Origin of the sequence: Nocardioides piscis, from assembly GCF_011300215.1 — a bacterium.
GTDB lineage: Bacteria > Actinomycetota > Actinomycetes > Propionibacteriales > Nocardioidaceae > Nocardioides > Nocardioides piscis.
This window is the reverse complement of the sequence record NZ_CP049866.1, coordinates 1,978,470-2,001,609: the sequence shown is the minus strand read 5'-3', so window position 1 is coordinate 2,001,609 and position 23,140 is coordinate 1,978,470. Positions and strand designations below refer to the sequence as shown.

Annotated in this window: 18 protein-coding genes; 12 read left to right on the top strand and 6 right to left on the bottom strand. The window is 65.2% G+C overall.

Translation table 11 applies throughout. The features are described from left to right. Positions 1–61: 61 nt before the first annotated feature. The 6 genes from G7071_RS09840 to mobF form a co-directional block, all read right to left on the bottom strand. Complete coding sequence (locus G7071_RS09840) at positions 62–772, bottom strand: YgjP family zinc-dependent metalloprotease (RefSeq protein WP_166318038.1); 711 nt, start codon at positions 770–772, stop codon at positions 62–64. Beyond that, complete coding sequence (locus G7071_RS09835) at positions 769–4,071, bottom strand: type I restriction endonuclease subunit R (RefSeq protein WP_166318035.1); 3,303 nt, start codon at positions 4,069–4,071, stop codon at positions 769–771. Before G7071_RS09835 ends, G7071_RS09840 begins: the two co-directional genes overlap by 4 nt. Next, positions 4,068–5,246: a restriction endonuclease subunit S gene (locus G7071_RS09830; RefSeq protein WP_166318032.1), complete on the bottom strand. Its 1,179-nt coding sequence runs from the start codon at positions 5,244–5,246 to the stop codon at positions 4,068–4,070. Before G7071_RS09830 ends, G7071_RS09835 begins: the two co-directional genes overlap by 4 nt. Beyond that, positions 5,239–7,644, bottom strand: a complete 2,406-nt coding sequence (locus tag G7071_RS09825) for a type I restriction-modification system subunit M (protein WP_166318029.1) — start codon at positions 7,642–7,644, stop codon at positions 5,239–5,241. The genes G7071_RS09830 and G7071_RS09825 overlap by 8 nt, the downstream gene beginning before the upstream one ends. Positions 7,645–7,992: 348 nt before the next feature. Beyond that, positions 7,993–8,313 carry a sulfate permease gene (locus G7071_RS09820; protein WP_166318026.1) on the bottom strand — a complete coding sequence of 107 codons (321 nt, stop codon included), beginning with the start codon at positions 8,311–8,313 and terminating at the stop codon, positions 7,993–7,995. A gap of 107 nt (positions 8,314–8,420) precedes the next feature. Next, a complete protein-coding gene (mobF, locus tag G7071_RS09815) occupies positions 8,421–11,903 on the bottom strand; it encodes a MobF family relaxase (protein ID WP_206062755.1) in 3,483 nt (1,160 codons plus the stop codon). Between the two features lie 523 nt (positions 11,904–12,426). Here mobF and G7071_RS09810 point away from each other — a divergent pair. From G7071_RS09810 to G7071_RS09755, 12 genes are read left to right on the top strand one after another with little or no spacing between them, the layout of a single operon-like run. Next, on the top strand, positions 12,427–12,852 hold the full coding sequence (locus tag G7071_RS09810) for a hypothetical protein (RefSeq protein ID WP_166318023.1): 426 nt from the start codon (positions 12,427–12,429) through the stop codon (positions 12,850–12,852). Then, entirely contained in the window at positions 12,840–13,799 is a 960-nt protein-coding gene (locus G7071_RS09805; RefSeq protein WP_166318020.1) for a hypothetical protein, read from the top strand. Before G7071_RS09810 ends, G7071_RS09805 begins: the two co-directional genes overlap by 13 nt. 33 nt (positions 13,800–13,832) lie before the next feature. Continuing rightward, positions 13,833–14,504, top strand: a complete 672-nt coding sequence (locus tag G7071_RS09800) for an SAF domain-containing protein (protein ID WP_166318017.1) — start codon at positions 13,833–13,835, stop codon at positions 14,502–14,504. A gap of 41 nt (positions 14,505–14,545) precedes the next feature. Continuing rightward, on the top strand, positions 14,546–15,271 hold the full coding sequence (locus G7071_RS09795) for a CpaE/TadZ family protein (RefSeq protein ID WP_237089434.1): 726 nt from the start codon (positions 14,546–14,548) through the stop codon (positions 15,269–15,271). Then, positions 15,268–16,737 (top strand): TadA family conjugal transfer-associated ATPase, encoded by a 1,470-nt coding sequence (locus tag G7071_RS09790; RefSeq protein ID WP_206062754.1) that lies wholly within the window; start codon positions 15,268–15,270, stop codon positions 16,735–16,737. The genes G7071_RS09795 and G7071_RS09790 overlap by 4 nt, the downstream gene beginning before the upstream one ends. Further along, positions 16,734–17,591 (top strand): type II secretion system F family protein, encoded by an 858-nt coding sequence (locus G7071_RS09785; RefSeq protein WP_068111637.1) that lies wholly within the window; start codon positions 16,734–16,736, stop codon positions 17,589–17,591. Before G7071_RS09790 ends, G7071_RS09785 begins: the two co-directional genes overlap by 4 nt. Further along, a complete protein-coding gene (locus tag G7071_RS09780; protein WP_166318014.1) occupies positions 17,588–18,493 on the top strand; it encodes a type II secretion system F family protein in 906 nt (301 codons plus the stop codon). The genes G7071_RS09785 and G7071_RS09780 overlap by 4 nt, the downstream gene beginning before the upstream one ends. Positions 18,494–18,537: 44 nt before the next feature. Next, positions 18,538–18,726: a hypothetical protein gene (locus G7071_RS09775; protein WP_068111631.1), complete on the top strand. Its 189-nt coding sequence runs from the start codon at positions 18,538–18,540 to the stop codon at positions 18,724–18,726. Positions 18,727–18,748: 22 nt separating this feature from the next. Then, a complete protein-coding gene (locus G7071_RS09770; protein ID WP_246209920.1) occupies positions 18,749–19,102 on the top strand; it encodes a TadE/TadG family type IV pilus assembly protein in 354 nt (117 codons plus the stop codon). Next, positions 19,099–19,524: a TadE/TadG family type IV pilus assembly protein gene (locus G7071_RS09765; protein WP_166318008.1), complete on the top strand. Its 426-nt coding sequence runs from the start codon at positions 19,099–19,101 to the stop codon at positions 19,522–19,524. Before G7071_RS09770 ends, G7071_RS09765 begins: the two co-directional genes overlap by 4 nt. Then, positions 19,521–19,946 carry a pilus assembly protein TadG-related protein gene (locus tag G7071_RS09760; protein ID WP_068111623.1) on the top strand — a complete coding sequence of 142 codons (426 nt, stop codon included), beginning with the start codon at positions 19,521–19,523 and terminating at the stop codon, positions 19,944–19,946. The genes G7071_RS09765 and G7071_RS09760 overlap by 4 nt, the downstream gene beginning before the upstream one ends. Next, entirely contained in the window at positions 19,943–23,038 is a 3,096-nt protein-coding gene (locus tag G7071_RS09755; RefSeq protein WP_166318005.1) for a LysM peptidoglycan-binding domain-containing protein, read from the top strand. Before G7071_RS09760 ends, G7071_RS09755 begins: the two co-directional genes overlap by 4 nt. Positions 23,039–23,140 lie beyond the last annotated feature (102 nt).

Below are 23,140 nucleotides of genomic sequence, written 5' to 3'. Positions count from 1 at the left end.
AGGCGAACAGTTCCGCCTGCTCTAACATCAGCCCGACGGTCAAGTCTTGGGCAGCCCAGGCTCATGAGGGTCCTCCAATCCAGAGCCCAGCTCCGACTCGAGCGAGCTCGTTCTTGCGATCCTCGAAGTCCGGAAGAACCCGCCCAAGCAGTTGCCAGAACAACGGCCCATGGTGCGGCTCTCTGAGATGGGCCAGTTCATGAGCCAACACGTACTCGACCAGTGAGGGCCTTAGTTGAAGGGTTGCCCAATGAACACGGATGCGTCGGCCGGCGGTCGCGCTCCCCCACTTGTGCCCCAAGTCAGCCACCTCAAGTTCAGTTGGCTCGACTCGTAGTCGCTGAGCCCAGTCGGCGACTCGTGGCCGCAACCACTGAAGGCCGCGGGTGCGGTACCAATCGATGATGGCGGCTTCACCGGACTCAACATCCGTGCGGGGCATCAGGAGCCTCCCGCGTTCCAAACGAACGGTTCCAGAGTCATCGACGACTCGAAGTCGATAGCTGCGGCCGAGGTACAGGAAGCCTTCTCCGTCAACAAGCTCCTTGGTCACTGGTTCGTGTCGCAGGAGTTCCTTCTCCGACAACTTCCGATAGACCCAGTCACGCTTCGAGGCGAGAAAGTGCTGCAGCTCATCCGTAGCGACGTCGCCGGCCGCCCGGAGGCGCAGCGATCCGTCGGCCTCGATGGTCAGTCGCGCCTTCCGAGTCGAATCGTCCGTGTCCACGGGAACCGTCATACCGTCGAGTTCGAGGACGAGCGCGGTATTCATGCCGGCCCTCCCGCTCCATGGCGCTGAGCGATGAGCGGTTGGTTCGCCTTGGCCAGTTCCATCAATCGGTCGGCCACGGCCGCTTGCTCCTCGAACGGGAAGAGGTCGCAATCATCGAGGGTATGGATCAATGAGCGACGGAGCCCGTCCTGGGCGTGTGCGTTGTGCCAGAAGCGGACGATGCGCGCGTAGTGCACAACGTCGATGACGATGTCCTCGGCAAGACGGACAATGTCGACGCGAACCTCGCTCGGCAGGTCGGAGCCTGTCGCGAACTCGGCCTCCAGAACCCCGTAGAACCGAGCGATCAATGGGTCGTCGTGCACCGCGCCCGTGGGGCCCTCCTTGGCGTCATCGAGAAGTTCTTCAAGCGCCAGGCTCAGTTGCTCCCACTTGCCAGTCAGGGTCTTGAGGATCTCGTCGAGACGCTCTGACAGCTTTGTGAAGTGAGCCGGATCCTCGTCGAAGTTCTTGCGGATGTGGAACCGCAAGGCGTGCTCCATCTCAGAAGCCTTGGCCTTGTCCGAGGTGAGTCCCTTCACCTTCGCAAGGAAGTCAGGGTCAGTTATCGACACCGGTGGGATCTTGGTGGCGATGTCCAGCGCGGTGACGTGCTCGTCGATGAGTGCCCGCACCTTCTCGCCATACAGCGACGGGTCGAAGTCGCCGAGCCCGTCGTCGCGATACCGACGCCGGGCCACCTTCTGGATGATGCCCAGCCGCTTTGCATCCCGAACGAATGGCAAGCCCTCGGGCCGTGGCAGGACGGTGTCCAGCGTGTTGAGGAACTGCTTCAGCAGAACGCCGAAACGCGACCTCAGAGCCTCATCGGCCAACACGTCAACACAGGCTTCGATGTCCTCGGCTGTATCGAAGGTGTCGATACCCGCCTGAGCAAATACAGCCACGGTCCGAGCATGCCGATCCGTGAGTTTGGGAACCTCGTCCTTGATCGAGGCGAGCGCTCCCGTTGTGTCCGCAGCATCCTCGGGGGCGTACGCCTTGAGCGCCTTCTGTAGATGGGCTCCGACTCCGTAGTAGTCGACCAGGAGACCCGCGTGCTTGCCTGGAGCAGTTCGATTCACGCGAGCGATCGCTTGCAACAGCTCGGCATCTTGGATGAAGCGATCGAGGTAGAGCACCTGCTCGATCGGTGCGTCGAAGCCGGTCAACAGCATCGTGCGAACGAGCAGGAACGCGACCGGGCTCGAATTGTCCCCTGCCGGACCGAGGGGCTTCTTGAAGTCAGCGATGACTGTGTCTTGGCGGGCCTTGTCCGTCCACTGCGCCCAGGTCGGGTCGTCGTTGTGGTCACCCGAGATGACGGGCACAAAGTCCAGGATTCGAATCAGGTCGAGTTGGGGCAGTGCGCGGACAAGACCCTGAGTGCGTCTATCAAGACCGTCGATGTTCAGGGTGCCGTCAGCTGCGCCCGAGACGACGTTCTGGGGCAGGCCCTCGATCTCGGCAACGAGGTCATCCCGGGCTGCAAGAAGTGCCTCTCGGTAGCGGATCGTGGCCAGACGGCCGTTCGCAGCCACCTGTGCCTTGAACCCACCTGGAAGCACAGTCGTCACGTAGTGCCAGATCATCGAGCGCGCTTTGGCTGCTATGAGCTTGGGTGCGTCGAGCACGGCCCCCGTGGTGGCATAGCGCGCCTTCAGCTTCTCCAGTTCCTCTGGCGTGTGCTCAACGAACATGTCCTCGAACAGCTCGTCGAGGTCGGTGCCGCCGGCCACGGCTCCCTTGGCAGTACGCCCCTCGTAGAAGATCGGAACCACGGCGCCGTCAGCCTCAGCGTCGCGAATCGTGTACTCATCGATGTACGAGCCGAAGATCGCGGTCGTCTTCTTCTTGCCCTCGCTCATGATCGGCGTTCCCGTGAAACCGATCTTTGCGGCGTTCGGGAGCGCTGCCATCAGATTGGCATGCAGCGTCGACGTCTGTGAGCGGTGGGCCTCGTCGACCATGATCACGATGGCCTCGTCTGTGTTGAGCACTCCGAGTGTCTCGGTGGAGTCGTCTCCGGCGAGTGTCTGACCGCCCACACCCGCCTTGATCTCGTCAGTGTCGCGATACTTCTGGATCATGGCGAAGACGAGTGCTGGGCCCTTCTCAGAGAGTAGGGATCGGAGTTTGGCGGCTTTCCTTGCGCGCTGAATGACCTCGCCCGAGAGCTTGGCTGTCTCGGCGAGCTGCTTCTCCAGATCGGTGCGGTCGGTGACGATGACGACCTTGAAGGCACGCAGAACTGGATCGGAGCGCATGGCTCGAACCAGGAACACCATCGTGAGCGACTTGCCCGATCCCTGGGTGTGCCAGATCAGGCCACCGCGTCGATCGTGCTCTCCGTCGAGCGCCCGGGTCTTGCCTGCACGCATGCGGTTCAGTGCTCGACCCACAGCGCGGTACTGCTGGTAGCGAGCAACGATCTTGTACCGCTTACCGCCACCCTCGGCGAACAGCGTGAAGTGGCGGACGATGTCGAGCAGGTTCGACGGAGCAAACATGCCTGCGACGAGACGTTCTTGGCCAGTCAACGTCGCGGCAGGCTTGCCGAGGTGACCGGCGAGGTCGTCAAGAGACATGGGCGCGGGGTCACGCCACTCAAGGAAGTGTTCGGCGCCAGAAGTGAAGGTGCCGACACGAGCACGGTCTCCATACGTCGAGACGACGAACTGGTTTGTCCAGAACAACTGCTCGTTGCCCTCGGGCATGCCCATCCCACGCTGGTTGGCGTAGCGGCGCAGCTGCTTGATGCCCTCAGCCATCGGGTCGGTGATGTACGGGCTCTTGCACTCGATCACGACCAGAGGGATGCCGTTGACGAAGAGCACGACGTCTGGCGCGACGTACTTCTTGGCCTGACCACCCGGCTCATCCATACGGAACTGGTTGATCGCAAGGAAGTCGTTGTTCTCGGGGCAGTCGAAGTCGATGAATTTGATGCGCTGGCTGCGCCCTTGATCCCAATCCGGCGAGCCGGACACGGACACACCCTCCAGCAGGCGCTCAGTGATGACTTCGTTGATCTCGATGAGGCGACCCACGTCGACGCGCTTCAATGCGGAGACGGCCTCGGACAAGCGGGCGTCGTCGAGCCAGGGCATGCCATCAGGTCCGGGATTGATCTTGGCGAGGGCTGCTCGCAGCCGGTCCTCCAAGATCGACTCGCGGAATGACTCGCGTTCAGTGATGGTCGGATCCGACTTGGATCCTTCGATGATCTCCCAATCGAGGCCGGCCAGCTGATCTAGAAGCGGCCTTTCCACCTCTGTGAACTCGGGGCCATCGCTCATGAACTCGCTCCTGACGGAACGCGAACGAGACCAGTGAGCAGATCGCGCATTAGGCCGACCTTGAGCAACCTGGTCTTCTGGAGTTGTTCCAGTTCCAGGTCGAGTGCACTCCTCAAGCCAACAACGGCCGCGACGATCCGATCCTGATCCACGGGTGCGGGGACAGGAAGAGTCAACGCTTCGACAATCGACCTCGAGACCTTCACCATGCTCCCGGATGTCCCGCTCGCGACATTCATGATCTGGCGCCTGACACTTGCGCTGTTGAGCACGATCGCGAGGTATTCAGCGCCGATCGATTCGGACGGAACTAGTCTCATCATGAGGTCGGGGTAGTAGCAGGGCGCCCCTACGTCACGAAAGATTCCGACCTGCCCTACAAGCTCTCGAGTGTTCGATCGCGACATGAGCACATCGCCATCCCGGAGCAAGAAGGGTTGCAGTCGGGTATCTCTCCTAGGCGCGTGTTTGAGCTGCCTAGGAACGAACCCCCGCCTGGTAAGGCACCCCAAGCCGAGCATGTACGCCCCCGTTTGCTCCGACGCCGCTACCGGCGAGTATCCATTCTTGGGCGGGGTCAGGAGCAGATCCCCGAGTCGGCGGTCCGAGCCTTCCGGAATGCCACGGAGCAGGTCATTGAGCACAGCGCCCTCAATCGTGACCAGTTTTTCCGTGATCGATTCGGCCGCACGGATCTGCTCGTCCAACGTGTTCAGGACTTTGGCGATCCTCACTTGCTCGTTTCGTTGCGGCAGCCGTACGGAATGGCTCGCCAGGTCGCCCCTAGTGATGTGCTTCATGGTTGTTCCATGTGACCGCGCAGCCAGTGCCTCGAGGTGGAAGTTCAGCAGGTGATTCAAGAAGTCGCGGTCGACGTCGGCGGCCGGACTGACTTTGAAGAGGTGCTGGTTGAGGAGGGCCGGACCCCGCGTCCAGATCAGCGCGGCCAGGGTGGCGCTCCAAGAGAAGATCAGGTCACCGTCATCGATCTTGAACGCAGCAGCTTCGTTCCCCGCGTAGCGGTCGGGTTCAACATCTTCATCGAGGAGCTCGCGGATCCGCACGATAGGCAAACCCTCGTCCCCCCAATGGCGAGGCTTGAATGCGTACCCGTTGAGATAAGTCGCTAGTGACTCCAGGGTGCGGTCTGGCCACTCAAGTGTTGTGTCAGACATACCCGATGTCCTTCATCAGCGCTTCTAAGACTTCTCTGGCCTTCTCGCGTTCTGCGTCAAGACTTGAGAGCGGCACCTGGTACTTGTTCCACCACGTCTCAACAACAGAGATCACCTGACGACGGTGGCGGGTGATTCTGTCCTCCGCTTCCCCAAACAGGTCATGCTTCAAGGCAGTGAGGACGACCTCTCGAGCGGACTGACTGTCGAGTGCCTCACCCGCTTTGACCAGTTGGGTTGCAAACGCCTGCTTCTCGATCTTGAGCTTGCGCCTCACAGCGCCCAATCTCGTCTTGAGAGCCTTGATCTCGGTGGGCGACAGCGAAGCCTCATCCGCCTCTGCCTCATCCTCGTCATCGTCCGTCGACGTCGCCGTCTTGATGGTTGAGGCGAGTTCAGTTGCCTCCGCTTGAAGGTCGGCCAGAGCTTGCAAGTAGTCGGGGATCAAGGCCCGGGCAATTTTGTGGTCCAGTGGGTCGATCTTTGACTTCTCTTCGTCCAAGGCATCGAGAACTGTCGCCACCCAAGCCTCTACGAGGCCTTTGTACCCGATCGACGCAAGGGCCTTTAGATCCGGGAGGCTCTTGCCCCACCAAGATGCGACGACCCCACTGATCGCGAAGCGGTCAAGCAGCTTCGTTGCTTCCAAGGCTGTGTGGAAGGTGCCCATGAATTCCCGGTGGAGGTCAACGAGATCGCCCACCGACTGCAATTTGTCGAAGCGGGGTTCCTCGGCCGCCCACCACTGGCCGATCGAACTGATCACGGCTGATTCGGCTGCGGACACACCTGTGTCCACCTCAATCAGCGCCTTGATGTCACTGCGTTTCGCCACGCTGCTAGCGAAGTCCAAGTAGGAACCGTCCCTTGGGACCAACAGCCGAGCAGGATCCAATCCGTGAGCGCTGAAGAGCTCCGCCTTCGCTTCGACTTCAACCGTTGGGATGCCGCCGTGCATGTGAGCCCTCACATCCTGGGGCTCCGGAGGTGGCGTGGTGTCGACATACCGACGGATGTTGAGGGTGTCGTCGTTCTCTCTGAGTTCAGCGCGGGTGACAACGCGCGCGAAGTTCGGGATATCCGTGTACCGCCGAAAGGCGGAGACGATCTTCTCAATGTGGTCGGGCTCGAGATAGTTCTGAGCACGGCCCTCCCGATAGTCACGATCGGCGTTGATAAACAGGACCTTGCCTGCGCGGTCGTCCGGCTTCGAACCCGATGGACGCAGAACCAGGACGCAAGCAGGGATACCCGTGCCATAGAACAGCTGTGGGCCAAGCCCGATAACCGCTTCGATCGCATCAGCATCAAGGAGACCCGTGCGGATCTTGCCCTCGTCGCCAGCTCGGAACAGCACACCGTGCGGCATGACCGTCGTGACGACGCCGTCTGGTCTCGTCACCCCCAACATGTGCTGGACGAACATCAGATCGGCCTTCTTGCCCTTCTCAGGCGTGTAGCCGTACCGGAAGCGTTCGGGGAACGGGATGCCGTCCTTGACGTAGTTCATAGAGAACGGCGGGTTGGTGATGACGCGGTCGAAGCGTTGAAGTTCTCCGTTGACGACATGCGCGGGATCCTCGAGCGTGCCCTCATCGTTGTTGCGTAGATCGGCGTCGGCGATGCCGTGCAGGAGCATGTTCATCTTCGAGATGGCCCAGACGCTGCCGTCCTTCTCCTGGCCGGCAAGGTGCAGGTTCTGACCATCGCCGCCGTTCTCCTCGATGAACTCCTTGGAGAGGATGAGCATGCCGCCGGAGCCGGAGCACGGGTCGTAAACGCTCATGCCCTCAGAGGGCTGAGCGATCTGGACGAGCAGTCGCACGACGTCACGAGGTGTGTAGAACTCCCCGCCCTTCTTCCCCGCGGAGTCGGCGAAGTCCCGGATCAGGTACTCGTAGGCGGCACCGAGCAGGTCCGGGAACTCGAAGTCCTTCTGACGAAGCGGCTCCCTGTTGAAGTGCATGATGAGTTCGCGGAGCTTCTTGTCCGACATCGACGACTGGCCGACCTTGCGGTTGAAGTCGATGTGCTGCAGCACGCCGTCGAGAGACCTGTTCGAGTGTTCAAGCTCTTCGAGCGCCTTGTTGATGCCGCTACCCACGCTCTGGTGGAGGTGGTCGCGGAGCTGATCCCACCGGGCCCTCTTGGGGACGTAGAACGACTTGTAGAAGGCCGGCGACTCGGCGCGCTGCTCCGCCTCTGCCTGGGAGCGCCCCTTGGCGAGCTGGTCTGCGATGACCTTCTCCTGCTCCACCTCGAACTGGTCCGAGGCGTACTTCAGGAAGAGCATGCCGAAGATGTATTCCTTGTAGGCCGAGGCCTCCATGGAGCCTCGGAGCACGTCAGCAGCGCCGAAGAGATGGCGCTCAAGTTTGGCGAGTGTGAGACGAGCCATCAGACGACTCCCCTGCTCAGGGACTTAGGGCTCCAGAGGAACGAAGCGTTCCGGTTCCACATCTTCAACGCCACTACTACTCCATGCTCTCGTTGAGCAGCCTGCGCGACGGGCGACTGCGCTACTCGATCTCTCGACCCTGCCGCGACGAGCGACCGGTTCGACCACCCTAGTAAGGAGAGCCGACATCCTTGGGAGAACGAGGCGATACCCGCCGCTCCTAGCCGAAGAAGGCAGCGACTGGGCCGGGGCACGTAGTCAGCGATCGGCGCTTGCTGCCGGACTGACCGGGCGTTGCATCGCTGGATCGATCCCCCACGCCGTCAACGGTCGCCTCACGCAATGAGCCTACGAAGTGGCTGCCGTCCCTCGCCCCAGCATCGGCCTCAAGATGGCCAGCGGCGCAAGGACTGCGACCCATGCGAACTTGAGGGCGTTCCACAGGAAGATGATGACGAGAACGTTCATCCAGCCGAATCCCGGCGATGCTGAAATGACCGCAGCGATGCTCATCGCGTACAGGTACAACGGCGTCCCGACGACCGCGATTGGGATCGCCCATTTGAGGCCACGCGGGGTACGTAACCAGTCGAGGGCGCGGTTGGTCGGCATGTAGAAGCGCAGGTAACCGCGGATGGCGGCGCTGATGTTCCAAAGCAGGGCAAGCATTGGGTTCTCCCTTCGGTTCGTGTGACCGAACGTGGTACTGCCCGACGCGGCCGGGACTGGCTGTGGGCGGAGTGGTGGATAACCGCGACCAACGCCGACCTGTGGACCTACGCGATCGAAGCGGCGCGTCGGAGCACCCTGTTGTGATCGATCTTGGCGGCCTCAGCCTTCGAGGTGGACCGTGCCCGGCGAATGGCTTGTTCAGCTCGACCGGCGTCACGGCGTTGGGCCATCGTCGCGGGTTCTTCGCCGAGCGCCCTTCGAGCAGAGATCCCGTAGCGGTCGCGGTAAGCGGCGACAGTCGCGACCTCACGCATCCACCGCCGCCGCTCAGCGTCGTCCTCGGGTGCCGCGCCGAGCCGCTTGAGCCATCCTGCATCGGTTTCGACCGCAGATGCGGCGAGCGCAAGTGCTCGATCCTCGATGAGGTGAGCTCGCTCTCGCAGCGCGTCCGCCATGTCCCTCGCCATCGGACCGTCGGTCGCCGGGACCAGCCCGGCGATGAGGTTGGGCTCGGCGCTGCGCTTCCCGCGACGGGCACGCCCGGTCTCGTGGCTGATGCGACTCATGAGGACGGCGCCGACGTCGACGGCATCACCGAAGCCCCGCCTCCCGACAACCGACGGCAGGACGAGGTCGAGGTCGTAGTGGTTCGCCTCGGCTCGTCGAAGCTCGGCCGTCAGTGGACCGAAGGAGTCCGACTGGACGACGTCGTCAACCTGTTGGCGCGTGAGTCCCGAGCGATCGAGCAGTTCGACCCAACGGTCTCGTTGAGCGGCGGCCGCGATGGTTTCGTACTCAGCGGCCAACTGGGCGATCGAGCTCCAGGCATCCTGCTCAGTACGGATCGTTTGATGGGCGGACAACTCAACACCCGAGTGTTGGAGGACGCCGTAGATAACCGTTCGGGCAGTCACCTCGTCGGGCTCGGGAGCGGCGTGGCTGTCGTCCGGTTGGTCGAGCGCGACGTACGCGGTGTTGCACTCGCGCCCCCGGGTCATCGAGACGTAGAGGTTCTCGCGAGTGGTGTTGCCGGCGACGACGACATGTGAGGTATCGACCGTTATGCCCTGGGCGCGATGAGCGGTGACGGCGTACCCGAGGTCGACGTGTTCGGCGACGTACGACGCTGGCAGCCTGACGGTGCCGTGTCCGGTGCCGGAGACCCTGCGCACCTCGGCGGAGCCGTCCCTACCGACACTCAGAATCTGCCACCGGTCGCCATTTCGGACCCAGCCGCCTCGCAGCGGCTTGAGCCGCCGGTCATTGCGTCGGGTGATGATGAGGTCGCCTTCCGAGGCGTGGCTTCCGTCGACGAGCCGGACCTCGGTGCTGGCCCGAGTGTCGCCGTCGAGGATCCGCTCGGCCCGGGCCCGCTTGTTGAGCTCGAGGACGGACCGCGCTGCCTCCGTGACGAGCACGCTGGATCGGCCGGACCTGGTGTCGGCGCGCCAGGCGGCGTACGCGGCGTCCGTCATCTCATCCGTCGTTCCTTCCTTCAGACGGTCATGTTCGGCGTACACGCCGATGACCTCGCTGCGTCCGAAGCGGAGATCGAGCGACGCCTCGCGCTCCCACTCGCTGACGAACCGATGCACGTCGGTCAGTTCGGCGACATCCGGCCGTTCGCTGACGAGCAGCGAGAAGGCACCGCCGGCGTCGACCGACTGGAGTTGGGCCCAGTCGCCGACCAGCAGCACCTTGGCGCCAGCCTCGGCCGCGGTTCGGCTGATCCGGTCAAGCGTCAGGGTGCCGGCGAGGGTCGCCTCGTCGATGATCACGAGTTGGCCGGCGTGCAATCCGACTCGCCCGCGGTCGTACTCATGTAGCCACTTGGCGGTGTTCTCGCATTCGATGCCGAGGTCTTCAGCCAGGACCTGGGCTGCCACCGCGCTCGGCGCGAGACCGAGGACGCTGTCGCGCCCGTGCTCGGCGCGCCAGGCCCGTTGGAGAGCGTGCATGGCCGTGGTCTTCCCCGCACCGGCCGGGCCAACGAGTAAGTCGAGTTGACGCCCAGAGGTGCTGACCTTCGCGAGAGCGTCGGCCTGGCTCTCGCTGAGAGGGTGTTGACCGTCCTCCGTGGGAGCGGCTCGGGCGACTCGATCGGCGCCGACAAAGGGCGCGTCCGTGAAGCGGCTCAGTTCGAGGAGCCTGTCCTCGGCGGCCAGCAGATCCGCCGACGAGTACGTGGTCGAGTGGTGCGGCCGGAATCGCGAGGTGCCGTCCGTGCGGCGGAACATCTCCGGAACCGGCGCGAGATCGGGTGGGGTCAGCATGACCGACCGGTCCTTGGCCTCGGCGACGATCAGCCCGACGACATGCTCGCGGTCGTCGGCGCTCTGGAATCTCCATCCCATCGTCTGGCGTGAGGCCTCAGCCCAGAGGTTCCAGTGACGCCAGGTCGACCGTTTCTCGCTGACGGATCCGACGACTGCCACGGCGACCTCGTCGACTGCCTCCTGCGGGATGTCATCGGCGCGCAGTAGCCCTGCGGGATGAGGACGGGCGCCCGTCGGTCCTGTGACCCGGCGCGCCCATTGGGGGGCGCCCGTCCCAAGGATCTGACCCGCCCGTCCTCGCCACTCCTCCGTGAGATCCGCCAGGGATCGGATGGTCTTCTCGGGCCGCGTCGACAGAGTCGCCATGGCTCTGAACCGGATGATGGCGGCGGAGGACGGGCGCCCTCCGTGCTCGCGGACGTACGCCTCGACGAGGCGGTCAGTCTCCAGTTCGATGCCGCGTGATCGGGAGGAGAACTCGTGGACCAGTTCGTCCGGCACAGGCACCAGTTCCCAGGAGGACGACCGGTTGTCGCCGCGGGTTCGCTGTTCCCACTCGACTCCGAATGCGCGTGTGAGCCGGTCAGCCAGCACAGCGTTGTAATGCTCCGACAGGGCGACGACCGACGCGTGGAGGGGGCGCCCGTCCAGGCTGCGCCACCGCCCGTCCTCGGTCGTCCGGACCTTGTTCGAGACGACGACGTGAGTGTGGAGCTGCGGGTCGCCGAGACGTGAGTCCCAGTGGTCGAAGGCGGTCGCGATCACACCGACCACGTCGGCTTGGGCGACGGCGCCGCTGCCCGCGCTGACGCCTCGACGGGTGGCGGCGACCTCGCGCTCGACAAGATCCATGACGTCGGCCACCGCGCGGTGATGAGCCTCGACGATCAAGGCTTGGGTGCCCTCATCTGCCACGCCCCAGAGAGCCGACACCGACTTCGGGACGCTGAACGTCAGGTCGTACCCGGCGACGGCCCTGCGGGCGGAGAGCCGAGCATTGGAGCCGTACTCATCGGCCTTCGCGTCGTGCACTGGAAACGCGCGTCCGAGCGGCTGGCCAGTCACCGGATCGCTGCCCGTACCCAGAAGCAACGCGAGCTGCTGCTCGCCCACGACATCGCCGTGGCGGATCTCCCCATTGCCGAGCGCGTGGAGTCCCGACCCGAGCCAGCGGCCGGGCGGCGTACCCGCCTCGGTGTAGTACCTCGTGAGAGGCGTTGAGAGCTGCCTGTTGCCGTCACCGGCGGCCACGCTCCTGAGCAGGTACTGGTAGCCGGAGCCGGCTGACATCACGCGCAGGGAGACAGTCACCGCGCCTCACCTCCTCGACCAGGAGGTGTCGGTTCAGGTCCACAACCCGCCAGCAGCGGGTGTTCGTCCACAGTTGACGGCGGAGCCGGCCGGGCCTCGTTCTGCAAGAGGTGTAGGACGAAATCGAGGTCGGCGTGGCTGCAGGACGGGCGGCCTTCGACACCTGCAGGGTGACGGGCACTCGACTTGGAAAGGAGCCTCGGATGAGCAACGGTTGCGCAGGGACCATTTGTCGTGACTCAATAGGACTGATCGGCGTTCGCGTCGGACCGCTGGCCGGACGCCGTTTGAACTTCCTCGGGGGAATCTCGGGGAGTTTCGCAGGGACTCGGCCATGACGAACTCACGAGGAGCACTCTCACTCGCGACCGCGGTACTGCTGCTGGTCGCAGGGACGTCGTGTGCGGATGACGATGGCGATCCGACCGACCCGCGTTCCAATCCGCCGGCGTCGAGCCCTTCCTCCAGCAGCGCGACGCCCACGTCCCCCTCGGAGTCCGCGACAGCGGCAGCGACTGCGACGGTGAACGACTACTACGCGATCCGGAACCAGCTCCGGCGTGACCCGACCCAGCCGCTGTCGAGGCTGAAGTCAGTGGCGATCAGCACCGAGCTGACGACGCAGCAGACACTCTTCAAGCGGGAGCGCAAGCAAGGCCTGCACCAGACCGGCGAGACGAAGGTGGTCGAGCTTCAGGTCCAGTCGGTCAACCTCGACAACTCGGATCCGCAGGCCGGCAAGGTCCCGACCGTGCAGATCGATGTGTGCTTCGACGTCAGCGGCGTCGACGTACTCGACGCGGACGGCAAGTCCGTCGTAGCTCCGGAACGACCGGACACGGGATGGATCCGCTACTCGGTCGCGAACTATCAGTGGGACTCCGATCCCGATGGTGCGTGGCGTGTTGCCGCCAGCCAGGACATCGAGCGAACGCCATGCGACGCCTGATCACCGATGCCGTCCTCCTGCCGCTCGCCGTCGCGAGCTTCCTCCTCAGCGTTGGGTCGCCAGCAGCCGCCGACACGGTCTGCCAGGTCACTGACCCGGAAACTGGCGTCTGCCTGATCTGGATCGAGGTTCCCGGGAGTCCCGGCCAGCCGGGCGATCCGGGAGACGACGGGCCGAAGGACACAGGGTCCGGGCAGGCCTGCTACTGGGACGGGACGGCTCAGAACATCCACAAGCCGCCGCCGGGGCCGGTGCCGTGTTCGAGCGAGTACGGCTACTGGTCCAACAGCTACAACTGCTACATCCAGTTGGTCGATCCACAGCCGCCTGCGGGCGATCCAGCGTGGCAAGGACACGAGCCGGGCGATGGCGCCGTGTATAGGTGCTACCAACCGCAGACCGACATCGACATCTACATCTGGTCCGCCGACCCTCCGCCGAACTCAGGCGCAGGACCCAGCCCGCGTGAGGTCGCGACTCTCGCAATCGACCAGATGAACCTGTCGGCGATCAACATCGGCATCGCCCCGAAGCCCGGACCCGGCAGCATCGGCATCGTCGGCATGCCCGTCTGGATGTGGGCAGCAAACCCCGACAGTCACACGGTCGGGCCCATGAGCGCCTCGGCATCCGCCGGCGGAATCACGGTTACCGCGACCGCTCGTCTCCATCGCGTCACGTGGGACATGGGCGACGGCACCACGGTCACCTGCAACGGGCCCGGAACGCCCTACAAGGCCGAGTACGACGACGAGTCGTCACCGACGTGTGGCCACACATATCAGAAGTCGAGCGCCGGCAAGCCCGGCGACAAGTACACCGTCACGGCCACCTCGGACTGGGTCATCACCTGGGCCGGCGCCGGGCAGACCGGAACGATCCGACTGAACGGCCTGACCCGTGCTGTCGAGATCTCCATCGGAGAGGCGCAGGTGCTCGTGAACTGAGCGACCTGCGCGGGGAGGACAAGCGAGGGACCCATGACGACATCCATTCGGGACGACAAGACCATCGGCCGCGAACCGCAAGCGACTGACGGCGGGATCGCCCCGCCTCCAAAACTTCGACGGAAGCCCGGGATGGTCGCGATCGCGATCGTCGCCATCTGTCTGGGTGCGGTGGTCGCAGGCTGGACCTGGTCGGCGACGACCAACAGTCAGGAAGTCCTCGTTGCACGGACGGACATCGAGCGCGGCTCAGTCATCGACGAGAACGATCTGACGACGGTGCGCCTCAGTTCCGACCCGGCCCTCACCCCGGTGTCAGCGGACAGGTTCGAGTCTGTGGTCGGCCAACGCGCGACCTTCGATATTGCGAGCGGATCGGCGCTGACTCCCGGCTCTTTCTCGAACGCATCTCTGCCTCCGACTGGCCAGTCTGTCGTGGGTGTTGCACTCACATCGGCCCAGGCGCCCGGGTCGGCGTTGCACTCGGGCGATCACGTCAGGGTCGTTGTCACACCAGCCCAGGACGGCGATGCACCAGGCGGCACTCCGGAGTACAGCGAGGCCGAGGTAGTCGCCGTGCATGTCAACGAGGAGACGGGCGAGACCGTCGTTGACCTGCTCGTTCGCCACGAGGACGCGGCAGTGCTGGCGGCTCGGGTCGCCACAGGTCGTGTGGCTCTGGTTCTGGACTCCCGGGACCGCTGATGGCTGTCATCGCTCTCACGTCCGCGTCCGGCTCGCCCGGCGTGACCACCACCGCGGTGGCCCTGGCGTTCCTCTGGCCGCGTCCGGTGGTATTGGTCGAGGCCGACCCGACGGGCGGTTCCGCCATCCTGGCCGGCTACTTCCGAGGAACCCGCGAGTACGACGTGGGCATCGTCGAACTCGCACTCTCGGCGCTACCGCCATCCGACGCGCTCAGGGAGGCAATCGGACTGATTCCCGACACGCACGTCAGCCTGCTGGCCGGCACGCGCTCCCGCACCCAGGCGGCCGCGCTACGTGATGTGTGGACACCGCTAGCCGAGACCCTGGGCCAGCTCGAGGAGAACGGGCAGGACGTCGTCATCGACGCCGGTCGGCTTGGACTGTCGGGCTCCCCGGAGGCACTCATGGACACAGCGGACCTGACTCTGTTGGTTACTCGCACCAACCTCCCGGCGCTCTCCGCAGCGCGGACGTGGGCAGACGCGATTGCTCGACCAGCAGGTGATCTGCGGCAGGCAGGCATCCTCCTGATCGGCGAAGGCAAGCCGTATGGCGCCACCGAGGTGAGCTCGGTCGTGGGTCAGCCTGTGGTTGCCAGCATCGCCGACGACGCCGAGGGCTCTGCGGTCTTTCACCGCGGATCTCAGCAGCCCAAGCACTTCGACACGGCCCCGTACGTGAGAAGCATCCGGGCCAGCATCGAGGCGATCCATGGAGTCATCCAGCGACGGCGCACGGCACTCCTCGCGCAGGTGAACTCATGACTTCCGGGCGGTTCGTGGACGATCCAAAGTCCCTGCCGCTGTTCGCCCAGCCGGCAGCCGACGTCGATGCTGCAACGCCGCGCCACGTCGGGTCCGTGTTGCGGATGCCAGTCGCGCCCCCGCAAGCCGCCAAGGGCGTCGATTGGCAGGTGGTCGCTTCCCTGCGCGCGAAGGCCTCAGACCAACTCAGTCAGGCAGTCGCGGCTGACCGCGGTCGCCTCGACAAGACCGGCCAGCAGGAACTCGGACGTGCCATCGTCCTGGAGCTCATCGACACGGCCATGGTCGACCGGGTGAATGCCGGCTCCGCGTCGATGTCAGCGGCTGAACAGTCCCGCCTGGCCCACGCGGTGTTCGACTCCCTCTTTCGGCTCGGTCGCCTCCAACCGCTCGTCGACGACGACCGCATCGAGAACATCATCATCACCGGCCACGACCGCGTACTGCTCGAACTGATCGACGGTTCGCTGCTCGAAGGTCCCGCGGTCGCCGACTCCGACGAGGACCTGATCGACTTTCTGGTCTTCCTCGCCTCTCGCAGCGAGGTGAACGCACGCGGCTTCTCGGAGGCACAGCCTCGCCTACACATGCGGCTGGACGGCGGATCCCGGCTCGCAGCTGCGGCCTGGGTCACACCTCGACCCTCCGTCGTCATCCGCCGCCACCGACTCATGGAAGTCAGGCTCGAGGACCTCGTCGATCGTCAGACGCTGACGCCGGTGGCCGCTTCCTTCCTGTCGGCCGCAGTGAAGGCACGTCGGAGCATCGTCGTCTCGGGGTGTCAGGGAGCAGGCAAGACCACTCTCGTGCGCGCTCTGTGCGCCGAGATCGACCCGCTTGAGGCGATCGGCACGTTCGAGACCGAGTACGAGCTCCACCTCCACGAGCTGCCCGATCGGCACCGAATCGTGCACCCCTGGGAAGCCAGGCCGGGCTCCGGCGAGCGCGGTGCCGACGGACGGCAGGCGGGCGAGTTCACGCTCGACGAAGCCCTCGTCGACTCCTTCCGGTTCAACCTCGCGCGCCAGATCGTCGGCGAGGTTCGGGGCAAGGAGATCTGGGCGATGATCAAGGCGATGGAGTCCGGCACCGGCTCCATTTCGACAACACACGCCTCAGATGCCGCCGCAGCTGTCCGCAAGCTCGTGACATGCGCCATGGAGGCGGGATCTCACGTCACTCAGGCACTCGCCACCAGCAAGCTCGCGGCGACCGTCGACATCATCGTCCACCTCGACCTCCAGACGACCACTGGTCCGGCCGGACCGACACGTCAGCGACGGGTGGCCGAGATCATCGCTCTCGATCCTGGCGAGAAAGAGACCGGCTACGCCACGACTCACGTCTTCTCGCCAGACGCCAACGGAGTGGCCGCCCCGAATGTTCTGCCCGACGCCTACCGGGCGCTCACCGTGCACGGCTTCGACCTCTCTGGCTACCTGCTCCAGCAAGGACGCACGTCATGATCGTCCTCGTCCCGGCTCTCGCAGGTGCGTTGATCGTCGGCGGAGTGATCGCACTCGTCGTCGGCCTGACGCCGTCAGAAGTCGTGCAGCGACCGCCACGCAAACGCCACTTGAAGCCGCTACCGAGGCAGACCCAATGGCTTCTGGCCGCAGGAGCCATCACCGGACTGATCGCTGTCATGGTGACGGGCTGGGCGATGGCGCTCTTGCTCGTCCCGATCGCATTCGTCGGCCTTCCCGCTCTGCTGTCGTCTGGCCCAGCTCAGACGCGGATCGGGCGACTCGAAGCGATGGAGGAATGGACCCGGTCGCTCGCGGGCGTCCTCACGGTCGGTGTCGGACTTGAGCAGGCGTTGGTCGCAACGCTGCGATCCACTCCCGCTGCAATCGCGCCCGAGGTGACACGGCTCGTGGCACGGCTCCGGGCGCGTTGGTCGACAGAACAGGCCCTCCGCGCTTTCGCCGACGAACTGGACGACTCCACCGGGGACCTCGTTGCCGCCAACCTGATCCTCGGCGCTCGACGTCGCGGGGCGGGCCTGGCCAGCGTGCTCGACGGCCTCGCGGAGTCGGTGGCAGCTGACGTTCGCGCTCGGCGGCAGGTCGAGGCCGATCGAGCCAAGCCCCGTGCGACAGCGCGGTGGGTGACGATCATCAGCGCCAGCGTCCTCGTCGTGCTCGCAGTATCCGGGACGTACGTTGAGCCGTACCGAAGCCCGTTTGGCCAGGTGATTCTCGTCGGACTTCTTGCGGCGTACATCAGTTTGCTCGTGTGGATGAAACGGATGGCGATCGGCCGGGAGTTGCCCAGATTCCTCGGAGCTCGGATCGCTCGGACGGGTGATGCGGCATGACTCCCGGTCTCCTGACAGCCCTCGCCAGCGGCGCTCTCGTCTCGTTCGGGCTGGCACTTCTCGTCATCCGCATCATGCCGACAGAGCCGGACCTCGCCGACGCACTCAGTCGGCTCGCGCCCGGGAACCCTCGCCGGCCCGCGGGGCCATCGAACGTCGCACCGCAGGGCAAGGAACGGATTGGGCTGTGGGCCATCAAGTCGCTCCCTGCAGGCCTCTGGGTGCGCACGCCAACTCGCGAGCTTGCGGTGCTCCGCATCTCGGTGGCGCAGTTCTACGGCGACAAGATCGTCTTCGCGTTCCTCGGCCTACTGATTCCGCCCCTGCTGTCCCTGTTCTTCAACCTTCTCGGATTGGGGCTCCCGATCACCCTGTCTGGCGCAGCGTCGGTCGGCCTCGCCGCAGTGATGTTCTTCGTGCCCAACTACAACGTGATCGACGACGCCAAGAAGGCTCGACGCGAGTTCGCGCGTGCCTTGGGCGCCTACATCGATCTCGTGGCTCTGGAGCGCAACAACGGTTCGGGCGTCCGGCAAGCGATGGAGGCCGCGGCACTTGTCGGCGACTCGTGGGTGTTCACCCGACTGTCGGAGGAACTGACCCGATCCCGGTGGTCGGGTCAGCCTCCGTGGGACGCGCTCCACACCCTTGCGGACGAGCTCGGCCTCCCGGAACTCGACGACTTCGCAGACATCATGCGGCTCTCCGGAGAGGAAGGCTCCAGCGTGTACAGCCACTTGCGTGCCCGGTCGGCCGCCATGCGAACGGCGATGCTCAACGACGAGGTCGCCGAGGCCAATGCCGTCGGCGAGCGGATGACCATCCCCGGATCCCTGCTCGGCGTCGTGTTCATGGCGCTGCTCGTCGCACCGTCCCTGCTCCGGATGTTCAGCAACACCTAATAGCCAGCCCGACGGGGAAGGACCGCGGACAGGAAGGAAACGAGATGAACCGACTGATCGGACTCCTACTCGGAGTCGCCCTCGGGTTCGACGCACGGATGCGTGCGCGTACCGAGCGCGGCTCAGTGACCACGGAGCACGTGCTCTGGGCTGTCGCCGTGATCGCCATCGTCGGCGTGGTGGTGGCAGCGGTGAAGGCCTATGTCACAGCACAGGCCGGCAACATCAAGTAGGCGAAGGGACGAGCACGGGTCGGTGTCGATTCAGCTCGTGATCCTGCTGCCTGCGTTGTTCGCGGTGATGTTCCTGGGGATGCAGGCCGCGTTGTTCTACCACGCCCGAAGCGTGGCGATTGCCGCCGCGCAGGAGGGTGCTCGTGCGGCAAGTGCGGAGTCTGGAACGCAGTCGGACGGCGTCGCTGCCGCCGACGCGTTCGTCTCCGACGCTGGCGGCGACGACGTCTTGTCGGGCGTTAGCGTGACGGCTGATCGGACGGCTACGACAGTCACCGTGACGGTGATAGGGAAAAGTCTGAGCGTCATTCCGGGCTGGACGCCGCGAATCGAGCAGTCGGCTTCGCTTCCGACTGAGAGGATCACGGCGCCGTGAGCGGCCGGGACGAGCGAGGTTCTGCCGCCGTCGAGGCAGTGATTGGCGTGCCTGCCTTCGCTCTGTTCGTCGGCCTGATCATCTTCGGCGGGCGCACTGCGATGACTCACGGAGCGGTCGAATCCGCCGCCGCCGACGGTGCGCGAACTGCCTCGATCGCACGAACCAGCCAGGAGGCACGCTCCGGCGCCGAGGAAGCAGCGCGGGCCAGCCTGGCGAACCAAGACATCGACTGCATCACCGTCCAGGTCTCGATCGACTCATCCGACTTTGCGAAGCCCGTCGGAACCCCCGGGTCCGTCGAGGTCACCGTCTCTTGTCGTCTCAACCTCGGAGATTTGGCCGTTCCCGGCGTCCCCGGATCGCGGACCGTGACGGCCACGGTTACCTCGCCGCTTGACTCGTTCAGGGAGCGGTCATGACCCGCCGCGTGCGTGACGAGCGCGGCTCGATCAGCGTCTGGCTGGTCACCGCAAGTTTCGTGATGATCATGCTTGTCGGTCTCGCCGTCGACCTCGGTGGCCAAGTGCATGCTCAGCAGCGAGCCCACGACATCGCGGCCCAGGCCGCCCGCGCCGGAGGGCAGAGGATTCAGGCGCCGGCCGCGATCGAGGGCCGCTCGGTTGACGTCGATCTGGCCGCTGCACGGACCGCCGCCAAGGAGTACCTCGCGGCTGCTCACGTCGAAGGGACGGTCGAGATCACCGGCGGCGACACGGTCACCGTGACAGTGACCGACCACTACGACCCCCAGTTCCTCGGGGCCATCGGCTTCTCGAACCTGACCGTCACCGGCGAGGCATCCGCTCGGGTCGTACGAACCATTGGAGGCACGGAGCAATGACGACACTCGGCCAACGGATCCGCGGGCTGTCCGCCTGCCTTGCCCTGCTCGGGCTGGTGGTGGCCTTCCCAGCCATCCTCATCGCCATCGGCTTCGCCCCCTGGGACGCAGACCTAGCCGAACTCCGGCGAATGCTCACCCGACCAGATGACGGGAGTCTTGCGTTCGCGGCTTTCGCAGCCGTGGGCTGGTGCGCTTGGGCAGTCGTGACGGGATCCGTCCTGTTGGCAGCCGTCGCGGAGGTACGTCGTGTACCGGCGCCAGCGCTCCCCGGACTCGCAATGCCCCAACAGTTCGCAGCCCAGTTGGTCGGCGCTGCTGCCCTGCTCTTCATGGCCGCTCCGACCATCGCCGCCGCTCTGCCGAGTCCGCCTGCGTACGCCGCCGCTGCTGTTGCGCCCGTGTCGCCTACGCCGATGGGCGCCGAGGCGGTCTCGGCGGAGCCAGTTCCGCAGGTGTCTGTCGAACCCAAGTCGACGGCCGAGAAGCGACAGACACGCGAGTACACCGTCGCCCGGGGTGACAGTCTGTGGCGGATCGCCGAGCGGCTGCTCGGGGACGGCGCTCGCTTCCCCGAACTTGTCGGCCTCAACGCCGACGTACTCGATGGACGTCCGGACTTCATCACGCCCGGAACCGTCCTTCGCGTGCCGGTCGTCGAGTCGAGCGAATCCGAGACCGTCGTGGTTGAGCCCGGCGACACGTTGTCGGAGATCGCCGAGCAGGAGCTCGGAGACGGCACTCGGTATCCGGAGATCTTCGAGGCATCGCGCGCTACCGAGCAGCCCGACGGCGCCCGCTTGGAGGATCCCGACCTGATTCGCCCAGGCTGGGAGCTGACGATTCCGCAAAGGGACGAGCCGGCTCAGTCTCATGACGACGAGACCACGGACGGGCCGCCCCCAACCGCAGAGCCACCGTTTGCTGAGCGGCCCGAGGCTGAAGTCCCGGCGCCTCAGGCCGAGCCGACGCAGCCCGCGGCCGAGCCGAACACGCCGGTGGCCGATGCAGAGGACCCGGCGGCAGAAGGCGCGCCTGCCTGGCTGCTGCCGGGAGTGGCCGGCGGCGGGCTCCTCGCTGGTGCCGTTCTCCTGGCGGTGCGCGCACATCGCCGCACGCAACTCCGTTATCGCCGGCCGGGTCAGACCCTTGCCCCCAATCCGCCCGAGCTGATCAAGATCGACAAAACTGCGGCGACACACGGCGACCGGTCGGCCTACGACATCGAAGGGCTCGACGCCGCGCTCAACAACATCGCTGCTCAGTCGCGCGACACGGAAACGCCACTCCCGGCCCTGACATCCGTGTCGCTATCTCGTGGAGTCGCGACGTTCCATTTCGCCGAGCGCGTGGAGCTCGCTGCTCCATGGAAGGGCGACGAACAGCACTGGCAGGTCGAACTCGGCACCGTCAAAGTCGACGACGACGTGCTGTCGCCGTACCCCATGCTCGTCAGCGTCGGCCGTGACGACAGTCGAGCGTTGTGGTTGGTGAACCTCGAGCCGTTGGGCTCCATCGCTCTGACCGGCGACGGCGAACAGACCTTGGCATTCGCCCGGCACGTCGCCGCCGAGCTGGCCCTGAACCCATGGTCGGTACTCGTGCAGACCGACACCTTCGGCATCGGCGAGGAACTCGGCGACCTGGACACCTTGCGGCTGCGCACTCACGAGGCCGACGACGCTGCTGTGGACTCGGTGACGGCCGAGATCCAGACTGCGAGCCGACGGCAGGGCGACGAGCCCGATCCGTGGCAGGTGGTCATCGCGGCCAACGTCGACCTGGCCGCCGTCATTTCCGAAGCCCGGGCCCAGTCGGCAGGGCGATTCGGGGTCGCAGTCGTCACCGTGGCCGCAGCGCCGCCGGAGAGTGCGACCGCCTTCGAGTTCACTGCAGCTGGCCGCCTCATGGCGCCGTCCATCGGGATCGACGTTGCCGCTGCTGGGCTGACATCCGAGGAAGCAACGCTCTGCGCCGCCATCGTCGACGTCACGCGGGTGACGCCGACGACCGACATTCCGGGCTTCGCGCAAGCCGCAGATGGTTGGCGGTCGGTTGCCGATCAGGCCGGAGCGCTGCGCAGCGAGTACACGCGTCCGCGCCTGGTCGGCGCGACCGACTCCACCTCACTGCTGCCAGAGCGCACCCAGGCGTACGTCGAGGTCGCGGCGGCGACAGAGGAGGACATCAACGAGCTTGCGCCCAGTGCCACCCACGAAGTTGCTGAGGCTCTCGACGACCTCGACCCGATGCTGGACGCGGACGTGGCGGCATGGTTCGACGACGACTCACGGCTTCCACGGCTCACGCTCCTCGGCCCGGTGCGGGTCACGGCCCACGGCAAGGTGGTCGAGCAGATCGTCAAGCGCCGGCCGTACTACTCAGAACTGCTCGCCTTCGTGGCACTCCACCCCGAGGGCGTGATGTCGCGAACGATCGCTGAGGCATTCCACATCGGTCAGCCTCGCGCCCGAACAGACATCGGCTACCTGCGCGAATGGCTCGGCAAGGATCCACGTACCGGCGAGTGGCACATCCCCAAACAGGGCGACCACCCGGACGCGGAATGGCACGGGTATCAGGTCGAGGACCTCCTCGTGGACGTCGACCTCTTCCGTCGCCTCCGCGCGCGTGGTCAAGCACGGGGTCACGATGGCATGGCTGACCTCGTCCAGGCGCTGCAACTCGTGGGCGGCAAGCCTTTCGATCAGCTGCGCGACCAGGGGTGGAACTGGCTTCTCGACGGGGAGCGCCTACAGGACCTGATTCCGTGCGCCATCGCCGACACGGCTCACATCGTTGTCCTCGACGCCCTCCAGCGAGGTGACCTCGACCTAGCCCGTCAGTCCGCCGAGAAGGCGTGCACGGCCGCGCCGTACGACGAAGTCAGTCGGCTGGATCTCGCCAAGGTCCTGGAAGCTCAGGGCCACGCCGACGCCGCCGACCAGATGCTCAGCGAGGACGTCTTCGACCGGCGCGACGACCACGAGCCGCCGGTCGATTTGCCTGTGCGCACCAAGGAGATCGTGAAGAACAACGGCTGGGGTCAACAACGTGCGCCGAGAGCACCCCGCCGCCCTTCAGCCTCCTGAAGGCCACGAACTCTGTCGGCTCCGCGTGGGCATCACGACCAATCTCAGCGGCGCGCAAGGCCTCTGCTGAAACTTCTTCAACTTTAGGACGGGCCCCCACCT